Annotated in this window: 26 protein-coding genes; 10 read left to right on the forward strand and 16 right to left on the reverse strand. The window is 51.7% G+C overall.

Going from position 1 to position 26,136, the window contains the following annotated elements; all coding sequences use genetic code 11:
* The 4 genes from CIK94_RS07235 to CIK94_RS14385 all read left to right on the forward strand — a co-directional run bounded on the left by CIK94_RS07235 (position 1) and on the right by CIK94_RS14385 (position 5,282).
* A complete protein-coding gene (locus CIK94_RS07235) occupies positions 1-1,320 on the forward strand; it encodes an MATE family efflux transporter (protein WP_094422238.1) in 1,320 nt (439 codons plus the stop codon).
* 81 nt (positions 1,321-1,401) lie between these two features.
* Positions 1,402-2,970 (forward strand): DNA/RNA non-specific endonuclease, encoded by a 1,569-nt coding sequence (locus CIK94_RS14935; protein ID WP_371591646.1) that lies wholly within the window; start codon positions 1,402-1,404, stop codon positions 2,968-2,970.
* A 16-nt stretch (positions 2,971-2,986) separates the two neighbouring features.
* Positions 2,987-5,113 carry a Tex family protein gene (locus tag CIK94_RS07245; protein WP_094422240.1) on the forward strand — a complete coding sequence of 709 codons (2,127 nt, stop codon included), beginning with the start codon at positions 2,987-2,989 and terminating at the stop codon, positions 5,111-5,113.
* Positions 5,106-5,282, forward strand: coding sequence for a hypothetical protein (locus CIK94_RS14385; protein ID WP_158215140.1), 177 nt, complete (start codon positions 5,106-5,108; stop codon positions 5,280-5,282). The genes CIK94_RS07245 and CIK94_RS14385 overlap by 8 nt, the downstream gene beginning before the upstream one ends.
* 472 nt (positions 5,283-5,754) lie before the next feature.
* Here the strand turns inward: CIK94_RS14385 and rplT are convergent, their stop codons facing one another.
* The 8 genes from rplT to CIK94_RS07285 all read right to left on the reverse strand — a co-directional run bounded on the left by rplT (position 5,755) and on the right by CIK94_RS07285 (position 13,052).
* Positions 5,755-6,099, reverse strand: coding sequence for a 50S ribosomal protein L20 (gene rplT / locus CIK94_RS07250; RefSeq protein ID WP_022311144.1), 345 nt, complete (start codon positions 6,097-6,099; stop codon positions 5,755-5,757).
* A 38-nt stretch (positions 6,100-6,137) separates the two neighbouring features.
* Positions 6,138-6,335 (reverse strand): 50S ribosomal protein L35, encoded by a 198-nt coding sequence (rpmI, locus tag CIK94_RS07255; protein ID WP_022311145.1) that lies wholly within the window; start codon positions 6,333-6,335, stop codon positions 6,138-6,140.
* Positions 6,336-6,418: 83 nt separating this feature from the next.
* Positions 6,419-7,099: a translation initiation factor IF-3 gene (gene infC / locus CIK94_RS07260; RefSeq protein ID WP_094422242.1), complete on the reverse strand. Its 681-nt coding sequence runs from the start codon at positions 7,097-7,099 to the stop codon at positions 6,419-6,421.
* A 214-nt stretch (positions 7,100-7,313) separates the two neighbouring features.
* Positions 7,314-9,278: a threonine--tRNA ligase gene (gene thrS / locus CIK94_RS07265; RefSeq protein WP_094422244.1), complete on the reverse strand. Its 1,965-nt coding sequence runs from the start codon at positions 9,276-9,278 to the stop codon at positions 7,314-7,316.
* A 145-nt stretch (positions 9,279-9,423) separates the two neighbouring features.
* Entirely contained in the window at positions 9,424-11,424 is a 2,001-nt protein-coding gene (locus CIK94_RS07270; RefSeq protein ID WP_094422341.1) for a tetratricopeptide repeat protein, read from the reverse strand.
* Positions 11,425-11,556: 132 nt separating this feature from the next.
* The gene (gene def / locus CIK94_RS07275) at positions 11,557-12,120 is read right to left on the reverse strand and encodes a peptide deformylase (protein ID WP_094422343.1); all 564 of its coding nucleotides are present in this window, start codon (positions 12,118-12,120) and stop codon (positions 11,557-11,559) included.
* A gap of 20 nt (positions 12,121-12,140) precedes the next feature.
* Positions 12,141-12,557, reverse strand: coding sequence for a Holliday junction resolvase RuvX (gene ruvX / locus CIK94_RS07280; RefSeq protein WP_022311150.1), 417 nt, complete (start codon positions 12,555-12,557; stop codon positions 12,141-12,143).
* 6 nt (positions 12,558-12,563) lie between these two features.
* Positions 12,564-13,052 carry an SPOR domain-containing protein gene (locus CIK94_RS07285; protein ID WP_022311151.1) on the reverse strand — a complete coding sequence of 163 codons (489 nt, stop codon included), beginning with the start codon at positions 13,050-13,052 and terminating at the stop codon, positions 12,564-12,566.
* Between the two features lie 238 nt (positions 13,053-13,290).
* On the opposite strand from CIK94_RS07285, the gene CIK94_RS07290 reads away from it, so the two are divergent.
* Genes CIK94_RS07290 through CIK94_RS07300 form a run of 3 tightly spaced genes read left to right on the forward strand, consistent with a single transcriptional unit; the run spans position 13,291 to position 14,157 of the window.
* Positions 13,291-13,509 carry a YtxH domain-containing protein gene (locus CIK94_RS07290; protein ID WP_022311152.1) on the forward strand — a complete coding sequence of 73 codons (219 nt, stop codon included), beginning with the start codon at positions 13,291-13,293 and terminating at the stop codon, positions 13,507-13,509.
* Positions 13,510-13,521: 12 nt separating this feature from the next.
* Complete coding sequence (locus CIK94_RS07295) at positions 13,522-13,872, forward strand: phage holin family protein (RefSeq protein ID WP_094422246.1); 351 nt, start codon at positions 13,522-13,524, stop codon at positions 13,870-13,872.
* Positions 13,873-13,875: 3 nt separating this feature from the next.
* Entirely contained in the window at positions 13,876-14,157 is a 282-nt protein-coding gene (locus CIK94_RS07300) for a hypothetical protein (protein ID WP_022311154.1), read from the forward strand.
* 77 nt (positions 14,158-14,234) lie between these two features.
* Here the strand turns inward: CIK94_RS07300 and pyk are convergent, their stop codons facing one another.
* The 6 genes from pyk to dinB form a co-directional block, all read right to left on the reverse strand.
* Positions 14,235-15,674, reverse strand: a complete 1,440-nt coding sequence (pyk, locus tag CIK94_RS07305) for a pyruvate kinase (RefSeq protein WP_022311155.1) — start codon at positions 15,672-15,674, stop codon at positions 14,235-14,237.
* A gap of 25 nt (positions 15,675-15,699) precedes the next feature.
* Positions 15,700-16,341: a SagB/ThcOx family dehydrogenase gene (locus tag CIK94_RS07310; protein WP_094422248.1), complete on the reverse strand. Its 642-nt coding sequence runs from the start codon at positions 16,339-16,341 to the stop codon at positions 15,700-15,702.
* A gap of 118 nt (positions 16,342-16,459) precedes the next feature.
* The gene (locus CIK94_RS14045; protein ID WP_158216534.1) at positions 16,460-16,717 is read right to left on the reverse strand and encodes a hypothetical protein; all 258 of its coding nucleotides are present in this window, start codon (positions 16,715-16,717) and stop codon (positions 16,460-16,462) included.
* Positions 16,651-17,010, reverse strand: a complete 360-nt coding sequence (locus CIK94_RS07315) for a hypothetical protein (protein WP_144008336.1) — start codon at positions 17,008-17,010, stop codon at positions 16,651-16,653. The genes CIK94_RS14045 and CIK94_RS07315 overlap by 67 nt, the downstream gene beginning before the upstream one ends.
* A 121-nt stretch (positions 17,011-17,131) precedes the next feature.
* Positions 17,132-17,347, reverse strand: a complete 216-nt coding sequence (locus CIK94_RS07320; protein ID WP_094422252.1) for a hypothetical protein — start codon at positions 17,345-17,347, stop codon at positions 17,132-17,134.
* 150 nt (positions 17,348-17,497) lie between these two features.
* Positions 17,498-18,586: a DNA polymerase IV gene (gene dinB, locus CIK94_RS07325; RefSeq protein ID WP_094389325.1), complete on the reverse strand. Its 1,089-nt coding sequence runs from the start codon at positions 18,584-18,586 to the stop codon at positions 17,498-17,500.
* Between the two features lie 162 nt (positions 18,587-18,748).
* Between dinB and CIK94_RS07330 the strand changes: the two genes are divergently transcribed.
* Positions 18,749-19,399, forward strand: a complete 651-nt coding sequence (locus CIK94_RS07330; RefSeq protein ID WP_158216535.1) for a SprT-like domain-containing protein — start codon at positions 18,749-18,751, stop codon at positions 19,397-19,399.
* A gap of 65 nt (positions 19,400-19,464) precedes the next feature.
* Here the strand turns inward: CIK94_RS07330 and CIK94_RS07335 are convergent, their stop codons facing one another.
* A complete protein-coding gene (locus tag CIK94_RS07335; protein WP_158214801.1) occupies positions 19,465-20,319 on the reverse strand; it encodes an RsiV family protein in 855 nt (284 codons plus the stop codon).
* A gap of 373 nt (positions 20,320-20,692) precedes the next feature.
* Between CIK94_RS07335 and CIK94_RS07340 the strand changes: the two genes are divergently transcribed.
* Both CIK94_RS07340 and CIK94_RS07345 read left to right on the forward strand, forming a co-directional pair.
* The gene (locus CIK94_RS07340) at positions 20,693-20,971 is read left to right on the forward strand and encodes an HU family DNA-binding protein (RefSeq protein ID WP_022311162.1); all 279 of its coding nucleotides are present in this window, start codon (positions 20,693-20,695) and stop codon (positions 20,969-20,971) included.
* A gap of 222 nt (positions 20,972-21,193) precedes the next feature.
* The gene (locus CIK94_RS07345) at positions 21,194-22,768 is read left to right on the forward strand and encodes an Rne/Rng family ribonuclease (protein ID WP_022311163.1); all 1,575 of its coding nucleotides are present in this window, start codon (positions 21,194-21,196) and stop codon (positions 22,766-22,768) included.
* A gap of 92 nt (positions 22,769-22,860) precedes the next feature.
* Here the strand turns inward: CIK94_RS07345 and CIK94_RS07350 are convergent, their stop codons facing one another.
* A complete protein-coding gene (locus CIK94_RS07350; RefSeq protein WP_094422258.1) occupies positions 22,861-26,127 on the reverse strand; it encodes a glycosyl hydrolase in 3,267 nt (1,088 codons plus the stop codon).
* Between the last annotated feature and the right edge of the window lie 9 nt (positions 26,128-26,136).

A 26,136-nucleotide genomic window follows, 5' to 3' on the forward strand; every position in this document is an offset into this window, starting at 1 on the left:
ATGAGAGATATAGACAAGCAGATATTCGGCCTTGCCATTCCGGCTGTGGTGACCAACATCACCGTACCCCTGCTGGGCATGGCCGACCTTGCCATCGTGGGACACATGGGCAACGCTGTCTATATCGGAGCCGTGGCAGTAGGTTCGATGATGTTCAACGTCATCTACTGGATATTCGGATTTCTACGCATGGGTACCAGCGGGCTCACTGCGCAGGCATTGGGGGCAAACGACCACCGGCAGGTACGCCATCTGCTACGCCAGTCCATCACCGCCGCACTCATCATAGCCACGCTGATGATAGTCTGCCAGCGGGCTATCTTCCATGCCACTACCCTCATCATGCAGCCCGACGACACAGTGAGCGCGACCGTCGACACCTACTTTTCTATATGCGTATGGGGAGCCCCTGCCGTGATGGGACTCTACAGCCTTACCGGATGGTTCATCGGCATGCAGAACACGCGCATCCCCATGTATGTCTCCATCGCGCAAAACATCACCAACCTGCTCGTTTCCATCACCTTGGTCTTCGGATTCGGACTCCGTATCGAGGGCGTAGCCTTGGGCACGATGATAGCCCAATGGACAGGCTTCGGCATGGCGCTGATGTGGCTCAAGAGGAGCCTTACCAAGGTGGAAGACAGGGACAGCGACAAGCCTGGCACGAAGTGGCACCACGGGATGCTCCGCTTCTTTGCAGTGAACCGCGACATATTCCTGCGCACGCTCTTTCTGGTGATGGTCAACCTGTTTTTCACCTCCTTCGGTTCCCGCCAAGGCACCCTGATGCTCTCTGCCAACACCTTGCTGCTCACCCTGTTTACCCTGACCTCCTTCTTCCTCGACGGGCTGGCCTATGCCGCCGAAGCCTTGGGCGGCAAATACTGCGGAGCTGCCGACCGCAAGACCTTCAGTACTTTGACACGACGCCTGTTTCTCTGGGGCATCATTGTCGCCATTGTGTTCACCCTCGTCTTCGCCTTCGGCGGAAAGCCATTGCTCCACCTACTTACCTCCGAACACGATGTCATCAGCACAGCCCTACCCTATCTGCCCTGGGCTGTGGCCATACCCATCGCCGGTGTAACCGCTTTTCTGCTCGACGGACTGTTCATCGGGCTCACCGCCACGCGTCCCATGCTGTGGTCCACTGCACTGGCGGCGATAGTGTTCTTCGCACTCTATTTTACCCTCGCCCCCACACTCCACAACCACGCTCTATGGCTGGCGCTGATAGCCTATCTGGCCATGCGCGGTATAGTAGAAATGCTGATGTTGCGCTTTTCTCCATCTGTTTTCAAGTCATTTATGCAGTGAGATAGAAAATTATAGGTTTTTGCTTGGTTGCGCGCGATAAAACCATTAATTTTGCAAAATATTACTATAGCATAAACAGACATGAAGAAAACATTATTCTTAATCCTCTCGATTGCGTTTGCCTTCACCGCAGGCGCACAGGAGAAAATGGCCGTGTGCAAACACAGTTCACAGAATAAGAATCTTGCCAATTACCACCTATACGACCGCAGCAAGATTGACCGTGTTGATCTCGGCACCTACGGCAAGGTACGTATATTCACCGGAGACGACGAGCACATCTATGATAAAGCCAACATTGACAGCATTGTCTTTACACGTCCCGCCAACTATGAGGACATCGGCTACCCTGCTTTCCAGAAATTCTTTATCAATGAGGACTTCTCCAACTCTTTGGGCGTATTCGAGGTTTCCACGCCCAAAGGTATATCATGGGACTACAGCACACAGTACAAGTGCGCATTAGCCACAGGATTCAAGGACAACAAGACCACACCCTCGGAGACATTTCTCTATTCATCCGAGTTTGATTTCACCAACACTACTGAGGCTTCCCTGGAGTTCAGCTACAAGATGAACTACGCCGGTTCGACCGTCAAGGTGCTCATCACCGACTGCTTTACCGGCGACGCCGCCACGACAGAGTGGACCACGCTCAAGGATGACATCGAAAACCCGATGACATTCAACAAGACCATCACTGTAAACTGCGACATTCCCTCGCGCTTCCTCGGCGAGAGCAATGTTACCATCGCCTTCTACCACTCATGCGGCAACAGTTCGTCGACATGGGAGCTGATGAAGGTGAAGCTCCAGGAGATTACCTCTACCGGCGGTGGAAGCACTGGCGGAGGCGGTGGAGGTGAAGAAAAGCCAGGCACCGAAGACCCCAACAACAAGAACTGCAACAATGTGTCCAAGTCTGCCAACAAGGAGGTATGGCGATTGGAGTTCCCCAAAATCAAGGGCGACGACATGAACCTCGTGATTACCCACAGCACCGCGGCCTACGGCATCACCTACTCTCTGGAATGGGATTGCGCCAAGCGAGCCAACCGCTGGACCTGCTACCAGATGCACAAGGATAATAGCAAGAAGAACGTGAAGCGAAGTGAAGATTTCCGCGAAGACCCCAACATACCTTCCAGATACCAATCTACCCTCGGCGACTACAAGGGAAGCGGTTACAGCCGCGGCCACCTCTGTCCGTCGTCAGACAGACTATGTTCGCGCGAGCAGAACAGCCAGACGTTCTATCTCTCCAATATGCAGCCACAGATACAGGGACACAATGGTGGAGTATGGAACACATTGGAGGTGCGCCTGCGTGACAAGTGGAACACAGACAAAATGCGCGACACGCTCTATGTAGTCAAGGCTGCCACCATAGACGACCAGAACATCATGACGCATACCTCCAGCGGACTGATTGTGCCCAAATACTTCTATATAGCCATCCTGAGTGTCAAGAATGGCGTCTACCGCGCACTGGGCATCTGGTCTCCCCACGCTACAGGAAGCAAGACCGAATATATCTCCATCGACGAACTCGAGAAGCGTACTGGCATCGACTTCTTCTGCAACCTGCCCGACGACATCGAGGCCAAGGTGGAGGCCGAATGGGACCCAGCATATTGGGGCAGGCCTTAAAGACAAACAATTGAATATGAACAATTTTTCAAATATCATCGCTAAGGCTCTCCACATCGGAGAGCCTTACGTGCTTAATACCCTCGCGCTCATTGACGAGGGCGCCACGATTCCATTCATAAGCCGCTATCGCAAAGAGAAGACGGGCGGAATGGACGAGGTGCAGATTGGACAAATCGACGAACAGTATAGCCGACTGAAGGAACTCGCCAAGCGCAAGGAGACCATCGTGCGCACCATCACCGAGGCTGGCGCAATGACGCCTGAACTGCAGCGGCGCATAGACGACTGCTGGGACGCCACCCTGCTGGAAGACATATATCTGCCCTATCGACCCAAGCGGCGCACAAAGGCACAGATAGCCCGCGAGAAGGGACTGGAGCCGCTGGCCAACATCATCATGCTGCAGCGCGAGCGCAACATAGAGGGCATCGCCGCCCGCTGGAAGTCCAAGGGCATCAGCGTAGAGGAAGCATTGGCTGGAGCCAAGGACATCATAGCCGAAATCATAAGCGAGGACGAGGGCACACGCAATGCGGTGCGTGGAGAGTTCAGACGCTTTGCCACCATTACATCCAAAGTCAACAAGGCGCAGAAAGACCAAGACGAGGCTGCCAAGTTCAGTGACTACTTCGACTTCAGCGAGCCGCTCTGTCGGTGTTCGTCCCACAGGCTTCTCGCCATGCTAAGGGGCGAAGACAAGGGCGTGCTGCGTGTGAGCATCGACATAGACCGCGCCCAGTGTGCCGACAGACTCAAGCGTCACTACGTCAGAGGCCAAGGAGAATGTCAGCGACTGATGGGTGAGGCTGTGGACGACGCCCTCAAGCGACTTCTGGCGCCGTCGATAGAGACCGAATATGCCCACAGCAGCAAGGACAAGGCCGACGAAGAGGCCATAGCCGTGTTTGCCGAAGGGCTGCGCCAGCTGTTGCTCGCTGCGCCATTGGGTCAGAAGCGCGTGCTGGCCATAGACCCGGGGTTTGCCAATGGATGCAAGACCGTATGTCTCGACGAACTGGGCACGCTGTTGCACCACGAGATTATTTATCCGCACCCGCCACAGCGTAAGAGTGCGCTGGCTGCAGCGGCATTGCTGCACATGGCAGACAAATACAAGATTGAAGCCATCGCCATTGGCAACGGCACGGCAAGCAGGGAGACTACCGAATGGCTGCGTTCAATCGGCAGTCTCAGCGACATCCCCTACTACGTGGTGAGCGAAGATGGGGCGTCAATATATTCAGCTTCAAAGATAGCGCGCGAGGAGTTCCCCGACGAGGATGTCACAGTGCGAGGCGCCGTGTCGATAGGCAGAAGGCTCATGGACCCGTTGTCCGAGCTGGTCAAGATAGACCCGAAGAGTATCGGCGTGGGTCAGTACCAGCACGATGTAGACCAGACCAAACTCAAGCATGCTCTCGACAACACAGTGATGAGTTGCGTCAACCACGTTGGCGTCAATGTCAATACAGCAAGTGCCTATCTGCTCAGCTATGTGAGTGGCTTGGGCATGTCGCTCGCTCAGAATATCGTAGCATATCGCAGCGAGCATGGAGCATTCACAAGCCGCAGCCAATTGAAGAAGGTACCGCGCCTGGGACCGGTTGCCTATCAGCAATGTGCCGGTTTCCTACGCATCAACGGCGCCAAGAATCCGCTCGACAACAGCGCGGTGCATCCCGAGAGCTATCACATCGTGGAGCAGATGGCAAAGGACCTCAAATGCAGCATTGCCGAACTGATTAAGAACAAGGAGATACAGAAGCAGATAAAGCCTGAGCGCTATGTGAGCGACACGGTGGGACTGCCCACGCTGAACGACATTCTGGCAGAGCTCGAGAAGCCCGGAAGAGACCCACGTATGGCATTGGAGAACTTTGAGTTTGATGCTTCGATCAAGTCGATAGACGACTTGCAGGAAGGGATGATACTTCCGGGAATAGTGACCAACGTCACCCAGTTTGGCGCCTTCGTCGACATTGGCATCCATCAGGATGGGCTCGTCCACATCTCCCAACTGGCCAACAAGTTTGTCTCCGACCCGAGCACGGTGGTAAAGTTGCAGCAGCACGTCACGGTCAAGGTGATAGGCATAGACCACCAGCGCCACCGCATCTCGCTGTCTATGCGCGATGTCTAAGTGTCCGCAGGTCTATTCCATCTCACAGCCCGTCACTCCTGTCACTCCCCATCAGCCCGCCGACATAGCCATCAGCGACCACAGCGCACCCATCCATACAGACACGCAAACAGAGGAACAAGGCACCGAGCCTGAAGGTAAAGTCAACAATACGGGTCAGTTGCCATAGCACAATCAAGGGCTGGATTCGGCACAAACGGATCCAGCCCTTAACGCATCTCATCCCGTCCATCCCCCCTCACATTGCCCTAACGCACCACTCCACTATCGCCCCAGCAAAACCTAATGGCCGACCGAAGCAAGCAAGATGCATAATCGGGAAAAGGGAAAAGGCCAAAACCGCCAGAGACCAACCTAAAAATAAAACCAAACCACGAAATAACAAAATCAAATTATGAAATAACAAAATCAAACCATGAAACCGAGAATTCAAACCATGAATTCACAAATTCAAACCACGAAACCAACATTTTCACGATGGCCAAACTCTTTGGCAAGCCAAACAGCATTGCGTCTTTCTATCGCATCAAGATGGCATTGGTCCCGCCAGTTATGGGGATAAAGAAAAGCGCAAGACCATTACAGTCTTGCGCTTTATAGCTTATAAATAGAAGAGCGAGGCTCTTTTACCTATTCTCAATTTACTTTACCTTGTCAACGATAGCCTTGAAAGCCTCAGGGTTGTTGACTGCGAGGTCAGCGAGGACCTTGCGGTTAATCTCGATACCTGCCTTGTGGAGAGCTCCCATCAACTGGCTGTAGCTCATATCCTGCAAGCGTGCAGCTGCATTGATACGCTGAATCCAGAGAGCACGGAAAGTGCGCTTCTTGTTACGGCGATCGCGGTATGCGTAGGTAAGTCCCTTCTCCCAAGTGTTCTTAGCAACGGTCCATACGTTCTTTCTGGCGCCGAAGTAACCCTTGGTGAGCTTCAGAATTCTTGTTCTCTTTGCTTTAGATGCAACGTGATTTACTGATCTTGGCATAATTTCTTTCTTTTAAAGTTCGACTAAAAAGTTAACGGTTAACGGAGACAGAGCAGATCGCGTACCTGCTTCAGGTTGGAGTTGTCAACCAGAGTCTGGTGAACAAGATTTCTCTTCTGTTTCTTTGTCTTCTTAGTCAGAATGTGACTGTGGTAAGCGTGATGTCTCTTAATCTTACCAGTACCGGTGAATGTGAATCTCTTCTTTGCGCCGGAATTTGTCTTAACTTTTGGCATTTTTGTTAATTGTTTAATTGTTATTATTTATAATATAGGTGGTAACGTATATACCAAGACGTTACGCACACTATGCTCTTGTCTTAATCGCGCTGTAGCTTCTGCAGAGCCTCGGCACCATTCTTGGCGTTGCCGAAAAGGCCACCGTCCTTGGGTGCCTCCTCCACTTCTGCCACTCCACTGGCACTGCCCTTTGCTTCCTCTGCCTCGCGGTCGCGCTTCTGCTGGCTCTTCTTTGCCACGCCGGCCTTCTTGGGTGCCAGATAGAGGAACATCTTCTTTCCCTCAAGTGCGGGCATCGACTCTACCTTGCCATACTCTTCCAGGTCGTTGGCAAAACGGAGGAGAAGAACTTCTCCCTGCTCCTTGAAGAGGATTGAGCGTCCACGGAAGAATACATAAGCGCGCACCTTGTTGCCTTCGAGCAGGAACTCCTGGGCATGCTTGAGCTTGAACTGATAGTCGTGCTCATCGGTCTGGGGTCCGAAGCGTATTTCCTTAACCTCGACCTTCACCTGCTTCTGCTTCATTTCCTTCTGACGCTTCTTCTGCTGATAGAGGAACTTAGAGTAGTCGATGAGACGACAAACAGGAGGCTGGGCATTGGGTGATATTTCGACGAGATCGACGCCTTGCTGACGAGCCAAATCCATCGCTTTACGAGTAGGCATCACCTCGGAACCATCCTCACTTACCACACGAACTTCCCGGACATGAATCTGTTCGTTCACGCGGTACTGATTCTTCATTTTGTCATTTTTCATTCAACTATCTTATAATTAGCGGCTGCAAAGGTACAAAATAATCGTTAAATATCAAATTAAATTTTCATCTTTTTTATCCAAAGGTGCTATAATTGACCCCAAAAGGCGCACGGAGGTAATGCCTTTTCGTCCCAAACGCATCACTTCTTCAAAAAAAGCAGCACCGCGGATAGACACCGCAATGCTGCTCTATGCTAAAATTGACTTCTAAGTTTTAGTCTTGAGGCTCGATTTCGGTAGCCTTCAATTGGGTTGCCACCTCATCATTGATGCGCTTGGCAAAGTCTTCCATAGACATGGTAGCCTGCTCGCCACCACCCTGCTTACGCATACTTACAAGACCTTCCTCCATCTCTTTCTCGCCAACGATGACCATATAAGGAGTACGCTTCAACTCGGTGTCGCGAATCTTACGGCCAATCTTCTCGTTGCGGTCGTCGATGACGGCGCGCACACCCTGGTTGGCGAAATACTTGCTCACCTTGCGTGCATAGTCATTGTACTTCTCTGAGATGGGCAGGATAGCCACCTGATCAGGAGTGAGCCAGAGTGGGAAGTGGCCTGCTGTATGCTCGATGAGCACAGCGGTAAAGCGCTCGAGCGAACCGAAAGGAGCGCGGTGAACCATTACGGGCACCTTCTTGGTGTTGTCCTCGGCAGTGTATTCGAGCTTGAAGCGGGCGGGCAGGTTATAGTCGACCTGGATAGTGCCCAGCTGCCAACGGCGGCCGATGGCATCCTTGACCATGAAGTCAAGCTTAGGACCATAGAACGCAGCCTCGCCATACTCAATCTTGGCATCGAGGCCCTTCTCGGCGCAAGCCTCCTTGATAGCGGTTTCACTCTCTTCCCAAACTTCGTCAGAGCCAATGTACTTCTCCTTGTCGTTAGGGTCACGGAGACTAATCTGGGCCTCGAAGTTATCAAACTGGAAGATTTCGAACACGGCCTGGATGATATCCATCACGCGCAGGAACTCGCCTTTGACCTGGTCGGGACGGCAGAAGATATGGGCATCGTCCTGAGTAAACGAGCGTACACGGGTAAGTCCGTGCAACTCACCGCTCTTCTCATAACGATAAACGGTACCGAACTCAGCTATACGCAGTGGCAAGTCCTTGTAAGAGCGTGGTTTGCTGGCAAAAACCTCACAGTGATGAGGACAGTTCATAGGCTTGAGCATGTACTCTTCATCCTCCTCGGGAGTGTGGATAGGCTGGAAGCTGTCCTTACCATAATGGGCGTAGTGTCCAGAGGTCACATAAAGATTCTTGGAACCAATGTGGGGAGTGATAACCTCCTGATAACCGAAACGTTTCTGTATCTTGCGGAGCATATCCTGCAAGCGCAGACGCAGGTCGGTACCCTTGGGGAGCCACATGGGAAGTCCCTTGCCCACACGGTCGGAGAAGAAAAAGAGCTCCATCTCCTTACCAATCTTGCGGTGGTCGCGCTTCTTGGCCTCTTCAAGCATAACGAGATACTCATCAAGCATCTTCTTCTTGGGGAATGATATACCATAGATACGTGTCATCTGCTCGCGCTTGGCGTCACCACGCCAGAAAGCACCAGCCACACTGGTAATCTTGACTGCCTTGATTTCACCTGTAGAGAGAAGGTGCGGACCACGGCAAAGGTCGGTAAAGTTGCCCTGGGTATAAGTGGTGATGGTACCATCCTCGAGGTCCTGCTCAATGTGCTCGCACTTGTAGTTCTGACCATCGGCCTTGAACTCCTTGAGCGCTTCGGCCTTAGACACTTCACGGCGCACAACTGCCTCGTTCTTCTTGGCCAGCTCGCGCATCTTTTCCTCAATCTTGGGGAAGTCGTTCTCTGAAATCACCTGACCCTCGGCGGGCATAACGTCATAGAAGAATCCATTCTCTACGGCAGGACCGAAGCCGAACTGGATGCCGGGATAGAGCTCTTGGAGCGCCTCGGCGAGCAAGTGGGCAGAGGTGTGCCAGAAGGTGTGCTTACCCTCTTCGTCCTCAAACTTGTAAAGCGCGATGGTAGAATCGGCAGTGATGGGACGGTTTAACTCTACAGTTTCACCATTGATACCGCAAGATACAACGTTGCGAGCGAGAGCCGGTGAAATGCTCTCGGCGATTTGTAACCCTGTAACTCCGCTCTCGTATTCACGCACGGAGCCATCAGGAAATGTGATTTTAACCATAATACAAATTAGTTTTATTTTAATCGTTGCAAAAGTACTACTTTGTTACGACATAAGATAAGAAAAGAGAGGTAATTTTTACAAAAAGCATAAAAATCACCTCTCTCAAGTACTTTTTCACCCAATCTACACCATAGGGAAGAGTTTATTTGTCATTGCTAATCTGCTTGATTACGCTATAAGCATCATAGATGCCCAGTTCGCCAGCACGGCTCAGGTCGCGAATACCGTCGGCCTTCTTACCATTCTTGACATAGGCCAAGCCACGATTGTAATAAGCCTCGGCGAGATATGCATCTATCTGAAGAGCGCGCGTGTAGTCATCGATGGCGTTGGAATATTCACCATTGGAGGCGTGCAGATTACCTCTATTATAATATAGGTAGGCATTCTGAGGCGCAAGGGCGATGGCGCGGTCAAGGTCGGTACGCACTCGCATCACACGAGCGGGGGCGTCGGAGGTCTGGACACCATGGGTGCGGTCAAACTCATTGACAAGATGCTGGCAAACGGCTCGCTGCCAGTAGGCCATCGTCGAGAGAGAATCGGTATGGACAAGGACGGTCAGGTCGTTGATGGCGGCATCAAAATCCTGTACGACGCCATACACCACAGCACGCATCATCAGTTGACGCTTGACATCTGTAACGTGGGGAGCCTTCTCAATGAATGACGAAAGTGAGTCTGCAAGTTGGAAGAATGCCTGCGACTGACCTTCGGTGAGCTGAGGAGGATTGCAGGTCACGTAGAGTTTATAGTCAATCTTGCTCTTGGTCTGAAGGGCATTGAACTTCTCTACATCGCGGTCGAACGCCTGATAAGAGGTGACGCCATTATTATACTTGAAGAACGAGAGGGTGTACATAGGCATGAACTCCACCTCTACCGAGCGGTTCTGCACCTTTCCTCTGAACGCACTCTTGTACTCCTGGTTGGCCACGTTCTCGTCGGCCACCACCATACGATTGTACTTCTCAGGGTCTATCTCACTACGCTTACGCATCTCGCGTCTCTTGTTCTTGCTCCAGCGTGGCTGAATGCCCAGATGCTTGTCCATCTGAGCCTTCAGGATACGGAATTCATCCATTTCGGCCTTGGCGGTCATGCCCAGACGGCGGTAAGCCTTTGCACGATAAGACAGGCCAGTCCAGAAGTTGGGGAACTGACTGATTACGGTGCTGTAGTCACGGATGGCAGACTTCAGGTCTCCCGTGCGGTCATGCAGAAGGGCACGATTGAAGATGGCAAGATAATTCTCAGGCTCCATATGGATGACATAATCGAAGTCGGCAATAGCCCGGTTGTCATCGCCCAACTGCATACGCAGCTGTCCACGGTTGTAATGTGCCAGGAAGTTATTGGGATCGAAGTCTATAGCACGGTCATAATCTTCCATAGCACCCCTCAGGTTGTTGTAATTGTATCGCGCCAAGGCACGGTTGACATAGTTGGACACAACCTTGGGCTTGAGGTGGATGGCCTTGCTCAAGAACTTGTCAGCGTCCTTCCACTCCTTGCGGGCAAGGGATATAAACGCTCTCGTGGTCCATGCGTTGCCGTCAAAGGGGTCTATCTCCAGACTCTTGTCCAGCCACTTGGCGGCCGTCACAGTGTCCTTCTCTTGCAGACATATCTCCGCATTGAGCGAATAAGCATTGGCGAAGCCCGACCACTTGCTTATGATGGTGTCAAGGTCATTATGGGCCTTGGCATACTCCTTGAGATTCATCTGGCAGAGGGCTCGGTTGAACCAATAGTTACGCTGGTCGGGATTGAGGCGGATGGCATGAGTGTAATCGTCAATGGCTTCCTTGTATTTATCCTGACGCACGTAGGCAATGGCACGCAAATCGTACAGTCCGTCGATATAGGGATTGAGTTTGAGGGCTTGGGTCACGTCATACTCAGCACCGCTATAGTCCTCAAGGTAGAACTTGGCGATACCACGATACTGCCAGGGGCGATAGAGGTAAGGTTTGAGAACGATAACCTGATTGAAATACTGTATGGTGAGCACGTAGTCCTCATAGTGCAGGGCTATCTCTCCACTAAGCATAAGCCTGTTGGTATTATACTGGGCAATGGCCTTGCCCGGAACAAAAAAGACAATGAAGAGCACTATCGCAGATGTAATCCACGCCTTCATGCGCATACTGGCGTTAGAGACTGTTCGCTTCGGGTTATCCTGTGATATTATACTCTTCATTATCCTATAGCTGTTTGTTGTTCCCATTCATTCAGTCGCCCATGCGGAACAGCCATGGACAACCTTTACAAGTTATCGTCTTACCGGTTTTGTGCGGTAACTGCAACGATATTTTCCCTGAGTAAGCTGTTTGAGCTTACTGCGTATCAACTGCTTGCGCAGGGGAGTAAGGCGGTCTACAAACATGGTACCCTCCAGATGGTCAAACTCATGCTGCATCACGCGGGCAAGGTATCCCTCGACCCATTCGTCATGCTCAGCCATATTCTCGTCAAGGTAGGTGACATGAATGCGTGTGTGGCGAGCCACAGACTCATGGATACCCGGAATACTGAGGCATCCTTCTTCCATGGTTTCCTTCTTGGAGTCTTCGTCGATTTCCACAATATGCGGATTGATGAACACATGACGGAAGTCGGCATACTCGGGCAAATCTTCTTTGAGCACATCGAGGTCGATGACCACCAGACGGATAGCCATGCCTATCTGAGGAGCCGCGAGACCAATGCCCTCTGCAGCATCGAGGGTCTCATACATATTGGCGATGATTTCCGACAGATTGGGGTAATCGGGGGTGATATCCTCGGCCACCTTTCTCAGTACAGGCTGGCCATATATATAAATAGGTAATATCATAAACTGTATGTTGGTATGTATCAAAACTTCTTAGAACCCATCCAGTCCTGAAGAATGATGGTTGCGCTGATTTCGTCAACTAGTCCCTTGTTTTCTCTACGCGTTTTCTTACCTACACCACTATCTATCAAGGCGCGATGGGCCAAGACGGAAGTGAAACGCTCATCATAATACTCGATGGGCAATTCCGGGTGAGCCTTGCGCCAACGATTGACAAACTGCTCTACCCTCGCAAGATTCTCACTGGGCTCTCCATTGGGTTGGACGGGCTTGCCTATCACGATACGCTCCACCTGCTCGCGAGCAATGTAGTCGTTCAGAAAATCGAAAAGCTGGGATGTAGAAACAGTGGCCAACCCGTTTGCAATTATCTGCAAGGGGTCGGTCACTGCTATTCCTGTGCGCTTCTTACCATAGTCTATAGAAAGAACACGCATTAACCTTTACTTCTTGAAAAGTAACCAAGCGTCAGGATAGTTGCCTGCGCGGAACTGATTGCGGCTCTGTACGGCAGCAGCCTTGTCTGCATGAGTGCTGGCAACCACGCGATACATGCCACGGGCAGAGTTGAGCACAATCTGTGCATCATATCCAGCAGCCTTCAGAGTGCTCTGCAGACCCTCGGCATTGGCCTTGAGAGAGAACGAACCTACAACTACGCTGAAGTTCTGCAAACCGGCACCGCTTACGAGGGTTACATCCTCTGTGCGAACGTTGGCGTTGTCCACATTGTCGATTACAGTGGACTGGGTGGCAGGCTTCTCCACGATGGGAGCCACTACTGGAGCGGGAGTCTCTGGCTGGGTAGCCACCTGCTCCTGGGCCTTAGCCTTGTCGTATGCCTTCTTGAAAGCACTATCCTTACTTGAACCGCAGCTGGCCAGCACGAGAGCGGCACAAACACCTGCGCACATTACTATACTTTTCTTCATTGTCTGTTAAGATATTGTTTGATTATTTATGTTCACTTTTGTTTGCGAAATTACAAAATATATCGCAAAGGGAGGGTGCATTCGTGCATAAAGTTTGTTAAATATGAGAATTCCAAGCGTTTTAACAAAAAATTACTAACTTTTTATGGTCAATCTATTTTCTTTTCTTACATTTGCGACAGATATCGGCAGACAATTTGCCGACAAAGAGAATTATTAACTTATAAAGAGTAACGATATGAAAGCATTAGGTTACATTGGAGCATTCCTCGGAGGCGCCCTTGCTGGAGCAGCACTGGGTCTCATCATGGCTCCTGAGAAAGGTGAGGACACACGTAAGAAGATATCTGACGCAGTTGACGACTTCTGCAACAAGCATGACATCAAATTGAGTCGCAAGCAGGTTGCTGACCTTGTTGATGACATCAAGGATGCTGCCGAAGACGCATTGGATTAATGACCTCTGCAGATGTTCTCCAACGACAAAAACATCGAGACCATAGGTCAGCTGGTTGAAGCCATCAAGCAGTACATCGGGCAGCGTGGAGAGTACATCAAGCTCAATCTCGTTGACAAGGTGGTGCGTATCCTTACGATTGCCACCATCAGCGTGATTATAGCCATACTCCTCATGCTCACCCTTATCTACTTCTCCTTCGCCGTGGCCTATGCGCTTGCCCCACTTATGGGTCACGCGCTTGCCTTTGGCACCGTGGCTGCAACCTATTTCATCATACTGTTGCTGTGCGTGGCCAACCGCAAGAGGTGGATAGAGCGCCCGCTGGTCAGATTATTGGCAAGTATATTAATGGAGAAATAAGCTATGGTCAACAACGAGAACACTTACAATTCGCTTGAAGACATTCAGGCCCGTCGCGAGGCTCTTGCCAAGGAGATTGACGCCAGCGAAGACAAGATAGCCGACCTCTGGCAGACGCTCTTTGCCAAGGAGGAAGCGCCGAGATATGAGACACCGTCAAAGCGATTGCAACGGCTCATGAGCACGGGCATCGGAATGTTTGACGCAGCGCTCCTGGGATGGAAACTGTACCGCAAGTTCAGCGGCAAGTCCTTGATACCAAGATTCCGACGACACAAGAAATAACTGAAGACGAGGGGGATATCGACATGACTGTCAATATCCCCCTCGTTTTTATATTCCATCGTTTTCTTCTACACTTATCAGTCAGGCAAGTGGAATTCGTAAGACTTGTCGAATACCTGGCTTACGCGGTTTATCTCCAGGAAGGTGGCGCCGCCACGTCCGCCGATACTACCACCGAGGTAAGCTATCTTGTCATCTTTTTTGATATAGCCTTTCTGCAACAGCATACGCAGCGCAGCCACAAACAGGAAGAGCGAGCTCAAGTGTTTCTTCTGATAAATGGGTATTACGCCATAACTGAGGTTGAGCCAGCGCATGGTCTTTTCGTTGTTGTAGCAGATGGCGAGCACGGGAGTAGGACCGCGGAAGGCGGCAATGTCGCGCGCAGTCTGTCCGCTCTCGCTGGCGGCAATGATACCGGCAACGCCCAACTTGCGGGTCGACTCGATGGCTGTATGAGCCAGGAATTCACGCTGCGAGCAGGTCGAGCTCAATGGGATGTCAAAGTCGTCACTGTTCATGCGGTCCTGCTCAGCCTGTTCGGCGATGGCAGCCATGGTCTGTACAGCCTCCAGAGGATACTTGCCCGACGCCGTCTCACCACTGAGCATCAGCGCATCCGTGCGTGAGTAGATGGCATTGGCTATGTCGGTCACCTCGGCGCGCGTGGGGCGCGGGTTGTCAATCATGGTGTGCAGCATCTGTGTCGCCACTATCACGGGTTTCTTCTTCTGCTCACACTTGTGCATGATTGTACGCTGTATACCGGGTATCTGCTCGAGAGGAACTTCGATTCCCAAGTCGCCGCGGGCAATCATGATACCATACGATGCGTCGATGATTTCATCGATATTGTCCACGCCCTCCTGGTTCTCTATCTTGGAGATAATCTTGATGTCGCTGCCACGCTCGTCAAGCATCTTCTGCACCGCCATCACGTCGTCGGCACTACGCACAAACGAGTGGGCGATGAAGTCTATATCCTCGTCGATGGCGAGGTTGATGTTCTTCTTGTCCTTTTCCGTGAGCGCGGGCAGATCGATGTGTACACCAGGCACATTCACACTCTTGTGAGCGCCCAGCACACCGTCGTTCTGCACCTGGGCCACGAGCATCGGCCCCACTTGCTCCATGACGAGCATATCCAACAGTCCGTCGTCGAAGAGGATATGTGCACCCTTGCCCACACACTTGGTGAAATCGGTATACGACACGTTGACGATGTCGTGGGTGGTGTCCATCTCGGGGCGACCGAATATCTTTACCACGTCACCCTTCTTGTAAGTTATGGGTTGCTCCACATTGGTGGTACGCACCTCGGGGCCCTTGGTATCAATGAGCAGAGCCAGGTGGGGCGACACTTCACGCGTGTTGCGGATGATGGTACGTATTCCGTCGGGCGTGGCGTGGGCGGTATTCATACGCACCACGTTCATACCGGCAAAAAACAACTTGCGCAGGAAGTCTACCTCACACCTGCGGTCACTTATCGAGCATACTATTTTGGTCTTTTTCATCTTTATTGGTTTTATCGTTTAGTTTTTATTTGCTTTCCTCCCACCCTATCGGATGATTGAGCAGCAAGAGATGGTCGGCACCGAGTCCGAGTTCCTTCTTGAGCACCTCTACATTCATGGTGGCGCGTGCCACGGTGCCCAACTTCAGCGCCGTACATGCCAGATAGATGTTCTGCGACACATATCCTGCATCCAGCGTGCCCAGACGCTGGGCTGCCTGAGCGTCGCCCAAGGAGCCGAACTTGCCTTGGTTGCTGGCGAGCACAAGCATGACGGGAGCCGAAGCCACCGACTGCTGCCCGGCAGCCACCTCGCGGCGCAGGTCCTTGCCCGAGAGCTGTACCAGAGCATTACTTTCGACATCGTAGCGGTAAGCGCCAGCAGCCTTAATCACGTATACTTCAATGTCCTGACGGTTGAGCGCCGAAGCGGCGGTTATCTTCTTCTCCGCCTCGCGGCTGTAGCCACACGCCGCCCATAACACCTGAGCCAGCGTGGCATTGTCTACATCCTTATTCTGATAACTGCGCACCGAGTGGCGCGTCTGCAAAGCCTCGTAGAGCGTCATCGCCACCTGCTTGTCTGGGGCGGGCAGCTTGACCGTGGTCTGTGCCAGCGCCGAAAGCGATATCATGACGAGGACAACAAGAAATGACAATTTTTTCATATTAACCTGAACTAATATCTATTTACGTTGCAAAATTACAACAATTCTGAGATATTTTTTCATATATCGGCAGAAAAGAATTGAGCACAAACGAGATATTTCTGTTTTCCCTCGCCCGTCAGTCGTGCGCGCCTACTTCGCCTCTGAAGGTAGAAGCGGGCAACGAGGCGCCGTTGACGAGATTGGCACGTGTGAATGGCTGCCAGCCATAGCGTACGAGGCAGGGATGCTTCACCTCCGGCGACGTCAGGACGACGGTGCATCCGGCGATGACGGCTGTGGCAGGATGATACAGGCCTTCCTCCTCGGCTATCTCAAATGTCGACGGGGCCTTGCCGTCGGCCGTGGAGAGTCCGTCGGCATAGTCAAAGCGCACGACGAGAGAGTTACCCACGCGCGATACATTAATATATAGGCCCGACGGACATAGCCAGGACCGAGCATGCGCTCCAGCTGGGCGGGATAGGAGTCGCGGGCGCGGTCTTGGATGCCGGTGCCATAGGTGATGCTGTTGCCCACACACGCCACGCGTACTGGGGGCGCCGTTGCCTTCTTGCGACCGGGCACGGCGGCTGCGGCTTGCAGGGCGAACGACATGGACAGCAGCGCGATGGCTGCCAACTGGCATATATCTCTCTTGCCAAAATCTCTGATTACTGCGTATCTCATAACTGTAGGATATATGGTGATTGACACTTACAAGCAAGGCCTGCGATTTAGGTTGTTCAAAGGTACTCATTTCGCGGCGTGTGACAAAGTGTTTCCCAGATTATTTGCTGATCCCCCACCCTCATCCCGCCATTGGCATGACATGCTCCACGGCGGCTGCCGGGCTTTCAGGAGCCGGCTCATAGAACCTGGCTATGGTGCCCGCCATCATCGCCAGCACCCCCAACATCTGCCCACACCGACCGAAAACCGCAAAGATGATGTCGAGAGGAGTTTTAAAGCATGAAATGTCTATTGCGAAGCGCGAATTAATGTTTTCACGCCTTGATTTCTCCATTTCACGGTTTGCAACATAAGATTAAGCGGCAGCGGACAAGTCGGCGCTGACGCGTGAACGGAATATGGCATCCGCCGGCTTGCTATCAACATCGGGCATGGGTGGAAACAAGGTAAAAGGGGGGGCATCGTCAGCCATAGGCGCGTAGGGTCACCATTCCTCAAACGGGAGGTCGCCTTCGACCCATTGGCTCTGGGGCAAACCATCGTCGGCGAGCGGATTGGAGACCGACAGCCCCAACAAGCGTATGGGCCGCGATGACGAGTAGCTTACCTGTGCCAGCAACCGCTTAGCCAGCGGCAGTATGGAGGCTTTGGTAGACAGTGTATGGTTGGTGGTAATGCGCTTGCTGATTTGGGTAAAGTCGGCATACTTGACCTTGAGGGTAAGCGTGCGACCCTCGAAACGGGCGTCGGCAAGGCGGGCAACAAGCTCGACGACAAGGTGGTAGAACTCGATGATGACTACAGAGCGCTGGCTGATGTCGCGCAGATAGGTCTGCTCGCAGCCAACCGACTTGCGCACATAGTCGGCCACAACCGGGCGGAGGTCGATGCCACGGGCAAAGTCGTAATAGACGTTGCCCATCTTGCCAAAGACCTCGCAGAGATGATGGCGCGACACCTCGCGCAGCTGCTCACCAGTAAAGACGCCTATGCGGTGCATGCGCTCGGCGGTCTTGGGACCCACACCCCAAAACTGCTCGACCCGCAGCGAGGCGATGAAGTCGAGGGCACGCGTGGGATGGATGACGCAGAGTCCGTCGGGCTTGCGGAAGTCGCTGGCTATCTTGGCGAGAAACTTGTTGTAGGACACGCCTGCCGAGGCAGTGAGATGGAGCTCGTCGGCAATGCGCTGCTTGATTTCGCGGGCTATCTCGACCGCCATATCCATGTGGCGCTTGTTGTGGGTGACATCGAGAAATGCCTCGTCGAGCGATATGGGCTCGATGAGGTCGGTATAGTCGGCAAAGATGGCATGTATCTGTGCCGACACCTGGGCATAGTAGTCGTGCCGGCATGGCACCACGATGAGCTCGGGACAAAGGCGGTGGGCGACAACCATCGACTGGGCAGAGTGAACGCCATAGCGGCGTGCCTCGTAGCTGGCAGTACTCACCACGCCGCGCTCGCCGTCGAAGCCCACGGCAATGGGCTTGCCACGGAGTGAGGCATCGTCGCGCTGCTCTACCGAGGCAAAGAAGGCGTCCATGTCGATGTGTATAATCTTGCGCTCCATAATCGAGAGCAAAATTACCACTTTTCTTTTACTCCGGACCGCGGGAAGAACAAAAAAATAACGCAAAAGAACAAAGCTATGCTTGGCGGTAAGGGAAAAGATGAGTATTTTTGCATCTACGTAATCGGAACTGAGGGAACTCGGTCCAAGAATAACAGAGACATGAGATATACGCTGGAATTTGCAAGAGAGCGCTTTGCTCATTTCAATAAGACAATCTTCAACGACCGCCTGCCCCGCCCGGCTTTCTGGCTGGTCAACGTAAACTCGTATATGGGTCAGATGCACCGTACGCTCAAGCGCGACAAGCAGGGCTACGTGGCTATGTACAAGATGAAGCTCAACGTGAAGTATGACATCGACGAACGAAAGGCCGAAGACATCATGCTGCACGAGATGATACATCTGCATATATGGCATGAACAACTGAAAGACGCAAGCTCGCACGGACCTGTATTCAAGGCGGTGATGGAAAAAATCAACAAGGAGTTCGGGCGCCACATCACCATAAGCACAAAGATGAAAAGAGAGGTGACCAAGGTGGTGCGCATGAAGTGGAATCTGGTGACGGTATGCCGGATGACGTCGGGAAAGACCGCCATCACCCTACCCCCGAGCACAAGGGTGGCCCACTTCCAGAAAGTACTCATGGAAAGCGACAAGGTGAGTAGCATCGAGTGGTACTACACAACCGATGCCTTCTTCTACAACTATCCGCACCCGCTCACGGTCAAGCTCTACTATGTAGATGAAGCTCTGCTGGCCCAGCATCTGAAAGAAGACGAGCGGATTAGACAAACTGCCGGAAAATGAAAATGGCACGCTGTTCTGTCAAGACAAACAGCGTGCCATTGTTTTTACACCTTATTATATTATACTTATTTGGCAGCATCGGCGGCACCAGTCTCAAGAAGCTGGAGTGCCTCGGCAGTCATGTAAGGCTTTACTTTGTCGTAAGGCAATGTAAACGAAACCATGCCCATAGCATAAGGGCCAATCTCATACTGCTGATAGACGAAGTGGAGACCGTCGGCAGCAAGATAGGGAGCATGGGCGGGCAACGGGATGATGCCCTTGTCGATGAAGAGGAGCTTCAGGGCTTCGTCCTCGGTAACCTTCTGCCCCTGGGCGTTGATATAGGTGGTCACACCGTGAAGCAGCAGAGGCTGGATGGCTTCAAGCTGAGCGGCATCGACAGTAGCGCCGAGCACGCGGCCCGAAGACTTGAGGATGTTGACACAGTAGGACACGGCAGAACCATGGGCGCCACCGCCATACACATACTGGTCTACGCCATAGGTGACATAACGCTCGTTCTGGGCGGCAAGGCGAATAGCCACATCGTAAGAACACTGGAACTCGGGGGCTCCGCCATCGGGCGACTGCATGGCGCGCATCGAGTCGACATTGAGCTTGCCATAGAAATCGACCAGCGCCTGGCCATCGGTAAGGTCTCCGCCGTATCCGGCTGAACGCGAGGCGTCGAAAGCATGAACACTGGAGAGCGAGTCGAGCTGGGCATTGACATAAGCGCGCACTCCGACAGCGAGGGAGTCATCGCCCTGGGGCACATCGGCCACGATATTGCAGTGGAGCATACTGTCGGCAAAGGCATACTTGAAACTGTCAACCGCCAAAGAGTCGGAACCATTGGCAGAGCCAGCCATCTTGCATCCGGTAATGCCTCCCATCCATACCAAGAGGATGGAGGCAACGAAAAATAGTCTTCTCATAATTCTAATATGGTATATAATATTACTTAGAAAAGACAAAGTTAGCAGAAAGCATAATTCCCACCAAACAACTTTAGTTAATAATAAGTAAAAAAGCATCTGGGGCAACGCCATCGATACCTCCGGCAATCGCAGTCTAAACAAGGGGAAAAGCGAGTGACAAGAAAGTAACGATGGAGACATGCAAAAAGGTGGCGAAAAGCCTCTTTTCGCCCTTCAATAACCTACAAATGAGCCACTTATACGGCAAAATATCCCCCAAAAACGCAAAAAAGAGTGATAATCTTTTCATATCACACAAAAAACTATTATATTTGCACCCACAAAAACAAACATAGTCAAAATATTCATATAAATAACAATAAAAACAGCAATGACAAAGACAGAAATTGTAAACAAGATTTCAGAGAATACTGGCATCTCAAAGAAGGAAGTAGCCATTGTAGTGGAAAGTCTCATGGAGACTGTAAAGGAAAGCCTGCTCAAGAGAGAGCACATCTCACTGCGTGGTTTCGGTAACTTCATCATCAAGCGTCGTGCAGAGAAGACAGCTCGCAACATACAGAAGAATACTACTGTAATCATCCCCGCACACGACTACCCCAGCTTCAAGCCTGCCAAGGAGTTCGTGGAGAAGATGAAGAACAACTAAGCATACAACGCAAAAACATAACCATTTAAATTAAAAGAATTATGCCAAACGGTAAAAAGAAGAAGGGCCACAAGATGGCTACTCACAAGCGTAAAAAGAGATTACGCAAGAACAGACATAAGAGCAAGTAATCATTGTATTGCTCTATAGCCTAATCAAAAAGACTAATGGGGCGTGTCGTGCGACATGCCCCCATTTTTTTAAGCAATAAGTGAAGATAGTATGACAAGCGAAGTAATCATTGACGTCCGTCAGAAAGAAATCTCGATAGCTCTGCTCGAGGACAAGAACCTCGTGGAGTATCAGAACGAGCCCCGCTCGGCCTCTTTCTCTGTGGGCAACATCTACATAGCAAAAGTCAAAAAGCTGATGCCTGGTCTCAACGCCAGCTTTGTGGATGTAGGCTACGAACGCGATGCCTTTCTTCATTATCTTGACTTAGGAAGCCAATTCAACTCGTACGAGAAATATCTCAGACAGGTACAGAGTGACCGGAAAAAACTTTACCCTTTTGCCAAAGCATCACGTCTGCCCGATATCCCTAAAGACGGCAGCGTACAGACTGCGCTCAAAGTGGGCGATGAGGTGCTGGTGCAAATTGTAAAAGAACCCATTTCTACCAAAGGTCCGCGACTGACAGGCGAAATCTCTTTTGCCGGACGATATCTTGTGCTTATGCCATTCGGCGATAAGGTCTCGGTATCTTCCAAAATAAAGTCGGGAGAAGAGAGAGCAAGACTCAAGCAGCTTATACATAGCATTAAGCCGAAAAACTGTGGAGTTATTGTGAGAACGGTAGCCGAAGGTAAGAGAGTGGCTGAACTGGATACTGAGCTGAAGGTGCTTACCAAGCGCTGGGAGGACGCCATAACAAAGGTGCAAAAGACACAGAAAAGACCCCAACTTGTGTTTGAAGAAACCAGCCGTGCCGTAGCGCTTCTGCGAGACCTGTTCAACCCAAGTTATGAGAACATCTACATCAACGACGAAGATGTTTATCAGGAAGTAAAAGACTACGTGTCGCTTATAGCCCCTGAAAAAGCGCACATCGTAAAACTCTATACGGGTAAAGTTCCAATTTTCGACAACTTCAACGTAACCAAACAGATTAAGTCGAGTTTCGGCAAAACGGTCAACTACCGCCATGGTGCCTACATGATAATCGAGCACACTGAGGCAATGCACGTGGTTGACGTGAACAGTGGAAACCGTTCTAAATCGGAAAACGGACAGGAACAGAATGCACTGGAAACCAATCTTGGCGCTGCCGACGAACTGGCACGCCAACTCAGACTAAGGGACATGGGTGGTATCATCGTCGTAGACTTCATCGACATGAACCTCGCCGAAGACCGGCAGATGCTCTATGAACGTATGTGCAAGAACATGCAAAAGGACAGAGCCAGACACAACATCCTGCCTCTTAGCAAGTTTGGACTGATGCAGATAACCCGTCAGAGGGTTAGGCCAGCCATGGACGTCAACGTTGAAGAGGCCTGCCCCACCTGTAACGGTACAGGCAAAATCAAGTCGAGCATCCTGTTTACTGACATTCTCGAAAGAAAGATTGACCGACTGGTCAACAAGATTGGCATCAAGAAGTTCTATCTACATGTACATCCATACGTTGAGGCATATATCAACCAAGGACTGGTATCACTCAAGCGAAAATGGCAGCTAAAGTACGGCTTTGGCGTACATGTAATAGCGTCGCAGAAACTTGCTTTCTTACAATACGAATTCTACGATACAAAGAAGCAGTTTATCGACATGAAGGAAGAAATCGAAACCAAATAAGAAAGAGCCTCTCTCAGCAAAGTGGGAGGCTCTTTCTTGTAGTAATCTGTGAGAAGCTACCCTTTGGACTGACGAAGGGTAGCTTCTTGCTTTTATCTTTCACCGACAATGCGGGCAGTGCCTATCAAGCCTGACTTGAGCAGAGGCTCGTCGGCCTTGTAATACTTGATGGGATAATAGGTGACAGTCTCGGCGCCGGGCTGCATATCTCCTACCATGCGGTTGTGCCATGGATTGACTACAGCAATCTCGACCTTGTTGTCACCAGCCTTGACGGCAGCGGTGATATCTATTATATAAGGTGCATGCCATACCACGCCCACGGGCTGACCATTGACGGTAACTTCGGCCAAGTCCTTGACCTCGCCCAAGTCAAGCAGTATGCGTGAGGGAGCATTCTTCTTGAGTGATTTCTTGGCTACCTTGAAGTTGTTGGTATAAGTTGCAACACCTGAGAAGTACTTAACTCCCTGCTCGGATGACTCTGTAAGCGATGCCAAGCTATCCAAAGCAATCTGGGATGGAGCTCCGCGATGAGCCTGGAAGCTGACTGTCCATGGCTGGGCGAACTCGGCGAAAGCTGTGCGGGTGCGCTCGGCGAGAGTGACGGCGGGAACATCGGTATCGTCGACAAACACCACAAAGACTGCATCATAGGCGGGCATGTCAAGGGTTACGCGGGTGCGGCCGTCGACCATTTCGTAGCTCACATCTTCCTTGGCGCCGGTATCGGCATGCCACAGCTGTGGCTTCTTGCCTGTGACATTGAAGGAGGCAGTGAACTTGCGCGCCTGCTTGGTCTGGTTGGCTATCCAGTAAATCTCGCCATCGTTCAGACGACGGTGTACAAACTTGATGTTGGCCTTGGCGTCAGAGAAGGTGACATCGGGAGCGACTCCAGTGTTTGCAAGCACCTTGCCGATAGACACTCCGGTAGTAACATTCTTGCGGCCAGAGCCCCAGATATCCTTTACCAGGCTGTCAAACTCTTCGACGGTTCCATCGAGTCCCACGAGGATCTTGGGCTTGTCGCCGGCAATGGTCACACCGGCATCAGCCAGCTGCTTGATGCGGCGCAGCATCTTGATGGATATCATGCTCACATTGTCAAGCCACAATACGCGATAGCGCATACCTGTGGCGGTTACCAGCTGACCATTGTCAACCTTGAGGACATCCTTAACTATCGACGGACTCACGAAGTCATAGTTGTAGGTATTGGGGAACTTTGGCATACGGGTCTGGTAGCGGGCTGTAACATTGGAATCCTCACCGTAATAGTAAGCTACGTCGGCGACAAACTTACCTTGACGCAAGAGATAACAGCTGCGGGCGAGGTAGTCGGTCCATGCGCCGGCCTGGCTTGCCCAAGTCTCATTGCGGTCGAACCACTGGCCCCAAAGACCAAGGCCAATGCCTGGCACCTTATCATCAACAGGCTGGTGGGGAGAGGTGTGGATGACGAAGAGGTTCAATCCGCTGGCCATAGCGGCATCGGCGGTGGGTTTGAGGACAGCGGGGGTATACACGAAGGCACCATCGCGGAAGCCATCGGATGTAAACGACTCTGCTGCAGCTACGTTCTGTCCATAGATATGGGCAACAGAAGCAGACTCACGGATATCGCTCTCGTGCTGGGGGACGGTTACGAGTCCCTGCTTGTAACGCATCCAGATAGCAGACATAGGTATATCGGCGCTGCGCTTGCAGTCCATGCCGTCGGTAGCGTTGGCGCGCCACGCCTCATGACTCTCCGTATATCGCTTCAGGCCGTAGGGCTTGAGGATGTCAGTGAGCTGGTCGTAGTGGTACTCTGTCATCATGTCGCCTATAGTGGTACGCCAGTCGAAGAGGAAGCGCTCAGTTTCCTCAGCACTGTTGACAACGATACCTGCCAGCGCGGGAAGCCAGGGGAGCAAGTCGTAGCCACGGCGGGCCTTGAACTCTTCCACCATCTTACCTGTCCACGTCTGGGCACCAGCTTCGTAACTGTCATTGAGCAAGTAGGTAATACCACGGTTGCCCAGCAGACCCTTGCTGGCATCGACATAAGTCTGGAGATAATTCTTATAGTAATCGCGGATAGCCACGGGGTCTATCTTGTCGACCTCGAGACCGGTAGCTTCAGGCGAAGCGGGATGGTTGGTCTTTCCTGTGAGTCCGTAGCCGAATCGCATGATACGCCAACGGCCCTTGGGAGCTTTCCAGGTAAGCACGCCGTCCTTGACAAAAGAGGTAACATCGACAACATCTGCCGTGTTGACAACATCGGTAGTGGCAGGAGTCTTGACAGACGTTCCATAACGATAGAAAGAAGATGCCGACTTGTCTGAAAGGAGGTTTACGCGTACTACGGGCGACAATTTAAGCGAAGAAAGGCGGAATCCGGTAGCGGGATTGTTCTTCTCAGTACTTGTGAATACCATCTTAAAATAACGGGCTGTGGTCTGAGGAATATCCTCCACACGCTCGAAGCCTCCCTGATAACTCAGGTCGACCACCTTGGTGAATGTCTTTCCGTCCATACTGCAGAAGAGACTCGCAGCGCAGTTCTCCACTCTTTCTTCTATCTTCAATACCGACCATGTCACTGACCGTACGAGTTGTGGCTGATGAAAGTCCATCAGCACCCATGCCTTGCCGTCCTTCTCGGCTTGGATGATAGAATAGTCAGAGATACTGTCGTTGCCCAGCTGCTCGGCAGTAACTGTGCCACCGCTGGTTGTGATGGTCGGATTGAGCTCCATCATCGACTTGTCGTTATCTGGAATGCGCATAGCCAGAACTGCGACGTCGCGATAGAACTTCTTCTGCAAGAAGACTGTGGCTACAGATTGATTGACATAACAATAGTCCTGATAGGGGCCAGTGATATCAAAGCCACCGGGCAACTTAACCTTCAGGGCCTTGCCTGTACCTTTGACCTCGGTCTGTCGCCAAACGAGCTTCTTCATTCCGTCTTCGTCCTTGACCCATGGGCCGCCAGTCTCGCTCCATCCGGGAGCGCTGGCGATAGTCGCCTCGAGCCCGAGACTATCGGCAAGATGAATGGCATAATGGAAGGCGTCTTTCCATTCTGGCGTCATGTAAGGCAGACGCTTCTCGACGACTTGCGGAGTGGATAGACCGGCATCGAAGACATGAAAGCCACCAATGCCACTACGCTTCATCCAGGTGAGGTCCTTGTAGATACCGTCCTTGGTGATGTTTCCGTTCATCCAATGCCACCATACACGGGGGCGATAAGGCTGACCGGGATGCTGGAAGTCCTGGTACAAAGTCTGTGCGTCTTGAGCCGAAGCGGACAATGCCCCTGCGGCAACAAAGAGCAATACTGGTAATGATTTAAGTTTCAACATATGGATATA

The sequence above is a fragment of the Prevotella sp. P4-51 genome (assembly GCF_002251455.1).
Taxonomy (GTDB): domain Bacteria; phylum Bacteroidota; class Bacteroidia; order Bacteroidales; family Bacteroidaceae; genus Prevotella.